5 protein-coding genes are annotated in these 5,545 nt (G+C 40.1%); 4 read left to right on the forward strand and 1 reads right to left on the reverse strand.

Annotation, left to right across the window (positions count from 1 at the left end):
• Positions 1 to 67 precede the first annotated feature (67 nt).
• The 3 genes from B3R79_RS06080 (at position 68) to nox (ending at position 2,546) form a co-directional block, all read left to right on the forward strand.
• Positions 68 to 460 (forward strand): GBS Bsp-like repeat-containing protein, encoded by a 393-nt coding sequence (locus B3R79_RS06080; RefSeq protein WP_293695639.1) that lies wholly within the window; start codon positions 68 to 70, stop codon positions 458 to 460.
• Entirely contained in the window at positions 427 to 1,002 is a 576-nt protein-coding gene (locus B3R79_RS06085; protein WP_293695642.1) for a C39 family peptidase, read from the forward strand. The genes B3R79_RS06080 and B3R79_RS06085 overlap by 34 nt, the downstream gene beginning before the upstream one ends.
• Positions 1,003 to 1,178: 176 nt before the next feature.
• Positions 1,179 to 2,546 carry a H2O-forming NADH oxidase gene (nox, locus tag B3R79_RS06090; RefSeq protein ID WP_204984789.1) on the forward strand — a complete coding sequence of 456 codons (1,368 nt, stop codon included), beginning with the start codon at positions 1,179 to 1,181 and terminating at the stop codon, positions 2,544 to 2,546.
• A 105-nt stretch (positions 2,547 to 2,651) separates the two neighbouring features.
• Here nox and B3R79_RS06095 read toward each other — a convergent pair whose 3' ends face one another.
• The gene (locus B3R79_RS06095; RefSeq protein WP_293695646.1) at positions 2,652 to 3,641 is read right to left on the reverse strand and encodes an L-lactate dehydrogenase; all 990 of its coding nucleotides are present in this window, start codon (positions 3,639 to 3,641) and stop codon (positions 2,652 to 2,654) included.
• Positions 3,642 to 3,854: 213 nt separating this feature from the next.
• On the opposite strand from B3R79_RS06095, the gene gyrA reads away from it, so the two are divergent.
• Positions 3,855 to 5,545, forward strand: a 1,691-nt coding sequence (gene gyrA / locus B3R79_RS06100; protein ID WP_293695649.1) for a DNA gyrase subunit A, incomplete at its 3' end; no start/stop codon positions are given.

Raw genomic sequence — 5,545 nt, forward strand, 5'->3', positions numbered from 1 at the left:
AAGCGATCAATCAAACCTTCATTAGTACACAACGTCAAATCTTGTCGATGGTTCGGCAACTGTGACCGTGGATGAAAAATACCACCACAATCTAACAGGAAATTACACTGTTCATACTTATATCAAAACAAAAGATGGCAGTACCATTGGTTATAATTTGGGACAATATGCCTTTAACAATACCCAATCAACAACTAGCGTAACAGCTACTTATAAGGGGACAGGCGTTTATGGCGTTACCATTTCAGGTGTGTATTCAAATGGCTCTGTTAAATACGCTGTCTGGTCAAATGTTAATGGCCAGGACGACATTAAGTGGTACGACGCTTCTGTTTCACAAGCGGTTGCAACTGGTTTAATTAATGTTGCTAACCATTCTGGAACAGGAACCTATCATTTGCACGCTACCAGTCTGATAATGGGAAAATGTACTTGCTTGGTAAAACGGAATTTACCGTGAAAAAAACCAGCTACAACACTCCTTATTACAATCAGAAAGATGAACGCTGGGGAAACACTCTCTACGGTGGCTACAAAATGGGAGCAACAGGTTGTGTGCCAACCAGTTTATCTATGATTATCTCGTCATTATCAGGAAAAGAAATTTTACCAACGATGGTAGTAGATTACCTGTATTATGATACGGTTGAATTTAACCGTGGTAGTCAAGGAACGAGTGGAAATGGTGTATTGTTGGCCTCTAAACACTTTGGAATGACACCGACAGCTTTGGGTTCAGTGAATGAATTAACCAATGCCTTGAAAGAAGGTCACTATGTATCAGCATCTGTTCAGATGAATAAGTTCTCGTCATGGCCTTTTGGCACCAGCCACGCTATTGTCTTAAAAGGCTATTCAAATGGAAATACCTATGTTTTAGATCCGTATAACGCAGCCAACAACGGCTGGTATCCAATTGATGCCTTTTGGAGAGAACAAAGTACGCAATATGAAAACATTGCTGCTTTGGGTCATCCATTGGTGAAAATCACGGATATCTAATGACAAAAAGGGAACCAGGAGGTTCTCTTTTTATATTTTTCCATGAAACTCATATCATTATAAGGTGTTTTTATTTTCAGAAATAGGGAGAAAACTTGAAACAAAATACTTGTAAGCGTTTTTTCTATGTGGTATAATAATAGTGATAAAACTATTAGTCAGTAGAGGTTTTTCTTATGAGTAAAATTGTTGTTATCGGAGCAAACCATGCTGGAACAGCATGTATTAAAACCATGTTAACCAACTACGGAGCTAACAATGAAATTGTTGTTTTTGATCAAAATTCTAATATTTCATTTTTAGGCTGTGGTATGGCGCTATGGATTGGAGAGCAGATCTCTGGTCCAGAAGGGTTATTCTACTCTAGCAAGAAAGAGCTAGAAGAGTTAGGTGCTACCATTTATATGAATTCTCCTGTGGAGTCTGTCGATTATGATAATAAAGTGGTAACAGCAATTGTAGATGGTCAAACACATGAAGAACACTACGATAAATTGATTTTAGCAACAGGTTCGCAACCTATTATTCCTAAGATTAAAGGGGTTCACATGGACCCAGATTCTCTTGAATTCAAAGCAGCTCTTGAGAATGTTCAGTTTGTGAAATTGTACCAAAACGCTGAAGATGTGATTAATAAATTACACCATGAAAACATTTCACGTGTTGCCGTTGTTGGTGCGGGTTATATTGGTGTAGAATTGGCAGAAGCCTTCCAACGTAATGGCAAAGAAGTAACCCTTATCGATGTTGCTGAAACATGCTTGGCAGGTTACTATGACGCAGATTTTAGTGCAGCGATGGCGAAAAATTTGGAAGATCACGGTATTCGACTAGCCTTTGGTGAAGCCGTTAAAGAAATTGCGGGTCAAACAAAAGTTGAAAAAATCATCACTGATAAAGCTGAATACGATGTTGATATGGTTATCCTTGCTGTTGGTTTCCGCCCAAATACTGCTCTAGGTGGTGGCAAAGTGGAACTCTTCTCAAACGGTGCTTTCCTAGTGGATAAATACCAAGAAACAAGTGTTCCCGGCGTCTATGCTATTGGTGACTGTGCAACTATTTTCAATAACGCAACACAAACAATCGATTATATCGCTCTTGCATCGAATGCAGTAAGAACAGGGATTGTGGCAGCCCACAATGCTTGCGGACATAAATTAGAAGGTGTCGGTGTCCAAGGTTCAAACGGTATTTCGATTTATGGCTTAGACATGGTTTCAACTGGTTTGACTTTGGAAAAAGCAGCTGCCAAAGGATTTGAAGCAGCAGAAGTGGAATACAAAGACAATCAAAAGCCTGAATTTATCGAGAAAGACAATGCCAAAGTAACCTTGAAAATTGTTTACGATAAAAAGACTCGCAGAATTCTAGGGGCACAATTGATGTCTAAAAAAGACATTTCTTTGGCACTGCACCTCTTCTCATTGGCTATCCAAGAGCAAGTAACGATTGATAAATTAGCTTTGACAGATTTGTTCTTCTTGCCACACTTCAATAAACCTTATAACTACATTACTATGGCAGCGTTGAGTGCTGAGTAGTGTTGAGTAAAAAAATAACAGGGAGTGGTAGTTTCCTGTTATTTTTTATTTTAAGGTAGAAAAAAGAGAGTCTTTCGACTCTCTTTTACCATCCTTTAGAGCTAATTAGTTTTTAGAAGCAGCAGCGTATTCTTCTTTAGAGAAAGCTTTGTTGATGATAGCTTTTAATTCTTCTGCAGAAGCTTGCATTTTTTGTGTTTCAGCATCGTTCAATGGAATGTTCACTGGACGAACGATACCATGTGCACCAACGATAGCAGGTTGACCAATGTAGCAATCAGTTACGCCTGGGTATTGACCGTCTTGATATACAGAAACTGGAAGAACGGCATTTTCATCGTTAAGAATAGCTTGAGTAATACGTGCAAGGGCAACAGCGATACCGTAGAATGTAGCACCTTTTTTGTCGATGATTGAGTATGCAGCGTCACGTACGCTTACAAATAGGTCAACCACTTCTTCAGCGTTGAAGTTTTCAACATCTTTAAGGTAGTTTTCGAGATTTACACCAGCAACGTTAGCATGTGACCAAACAGCGAATTCAGAGTCACCGTGTTCACCCATGATGTATGCGTGTACTGAACGTGCATCAACACCAAGTTTTTCACCCAATGCTTGACGGAAACGAGCTGTGTCAAGTGAAGTACCTGAACCAATAACGCGTTCTTTAGGGAATCCTGAGAATTTCCATGTAGAGTAAGTCAAGATATCAACTGGGTTAGCAGCGACCAAGAAGACTCCGTTGAAACCAGATTTAACGATTTCAGTAACGATAGATTTGTTGATAGCCAAGTTTTTATCAACAAGGTCAAGACGAGTTTCACCTGGTTTTTGAGGAGCACCAGCAGTAATTACGACAAGATCAGCATCTGCACAGTCTTCGTATTTAGCAGCGTAGATTTTTTTAGGTGAAGTGAATGCAAGAGCGTGGCTCAAATCTTCAGCGTCACCAACAGCTTTGTTGAAAAATTGTGGAATTTCGATGATACCAAGTTCTTGTGCGATTCCTTGGTTTACAAGCGCAAATGCGTAAGATGATCCAACGGCACCATCACCAACAAGAATAACTTTTTTGTGTTGTTTAGTTGCAGTCATTATCTAAACATCTCCTTAACTTTTTTTGAGGTTAAAGCCTCATACATTTATATTTTAGCACGTTACGTGAGATATGTCACGAATTTATTCTAAAAACTTTGTGAAATTTTATTTTAGTGTAGTCAATCTAAGTTTGGCTAGCCATGTCGTTTCTAGGAAAAATATGGTATAATATAGAAGAGTTTTACAGTAGAGGAGGAGAGTTTTTCCTTAATGCAGGATAAGAATTTAATTGACGTTAATCTAACCTCAGAGATGAAAGTAAGCTTTATCGATTATGCGATGTCTGTTATTGTCGCACGCGCACTGCCAGATGTTCGCGATGGGTTAAAGCCTGTTCATCGCCGCATTCTTTATGGAATGAATGAGCTTGGAGTAACGCCTGATAAACCGCATAAAAAATCAGCTCGTATCACAGGGGATGTCATGGGTAAATATCACCCTCATGGTGATTCTTCGATTTATGAAGCTATGGTTCGAATGGCTCAATGGTGGAGCTATCGTCATATGTTGGTTGATGGTCACGGAAACTTTGGTTCAATGGATGGTGATGGTGCAGCGGCACAACGTTATACCGAAGCCCGAATGAGCAAAATTGCGCTAGAGATGTTGCGTGATATCAACAAAAAAACAGTTGATTTCCAAGATAACTACGATGGTAGCGAACGTGAGCCTTTGGTCTTACCATCGCGTTTTCCTAATTTGTTGGTCAATGGTGCAACAGGGATTGCCGTCGGTATGGCGACAAATATCCCACCGCACAACTTAGGCGAATCGATTGATGCGGTTAAGTTGGTGATGGATAATCCTGACGTGACGACGCGTGAATTGATGGAAGTCTTGCCTGGACCAGATTTCCCAACAGGGGCTTTGGTAATGGGACGTTCAGGGATTTACAAAGCTTATGAAACAGGTAAGGGGTCTATTATCCTGCGTTCACGTGCAGAGATTGAAACAACTAAGAGTGGTCGTGAGCGTATCGTGGTGACGGAGTTCCCTTATGGCGTCAATAAAACTAAGGTACACGAACACATCGTGCGTTTGACGCAAGAAAAGCGTATCGAAGGAATCACAGCGGTACGTGATGAATCAAGCCGCGAAGGTATTCGCTTTGTTATTGAAGTGCGTCGTGATGCCTCTGCTAATGTGATTTTGAATAATCTTTTTAAATTGACCAGCTTGCAAACCAATTATAGTTTTAATATGCTGGCGATTGAAAATGGTGTGCCTAAGATTTTATCACTCAAACAGATTATTGTTGATTACATCGAGCACCAAAAAGATGTGATTGTTCGCCGCACAAAATTTGATAAAGCAAAGGCAGAAAAACGCGCTCACATCTTGGAAGGCTTGCTGATTGCTTTAGACCACTTGGACGAAGTGATTAGCATTATCCGCAATAGCGAAACCGATGTTTTGGCACAAAAAGAATTGATGGAACGTTTCCAATTGTCAGAACGTCAAAGTCAAGCTATCCTTGATATGCGTTTGCGTCGTTTGACTGGTTTGGAAAGGGAAAAAATCCAAGATGAATACGATGATTTGTTGACTTTGATTGCTGATTTGTCGGATATTTTAGCCAAACCAGAGCGTATTATTGCGATCATCAAAGAAGAAATGGACGAGATTAAGCGTAAATATGCTGACCCTCGCCGTACAGAATTGATGGTGGGAGAAGTGCTTTCACTAGACGATGAAGATTTGATCGAAGAAAGCGATGTTCTCATCACCTTGTCTGATAATGGTTACGTTAAACGCCTTTCTCAAGACGAATTCCGTTCGCAAAAACGTGGCGGTCGTGGAGTCAAGGGAACAGGTGTCAATGACGATGACTTTGTGCGAGAATTGGTATCGACAAATACTCACGATTACGTTTACTTTATGACCAATCGTGGTCGTGTTTA

The sequence above is a fragment of the Streptococcus sp. UBA3373 genome (assembly GCF_002360305.1).
In the GTDB taxonomy this organism is placed as follows: Bacteria; Bacillota; Bacilli; order Lactobacillales; family Streptococcaceae; genus Streptococcus; species Streptococcus alactolyticus.

Coding starts and splice junctions, on each gene's coding strand:
- nox (WP_204984789.1), top strand. CDS start 1,179: ATGAGTAAAATTGTTGTTATCGGAGCAAACCATGCTGGAACAGCATGT.
- B3R79_RS06095 (WP_293695646.1), bottom strand. CDS start 3,641: ATGACTGCAACTAAACAACACAAAAAAGTTATTCTTGTTGGTGATGGT.
- B3R79_RS06085 (WP_293695642.1), top strand. CDS start 427: ATGTACTTGCTTGGTAAAACGGAATTTACCGTGAAAAAAACCAGCTAC.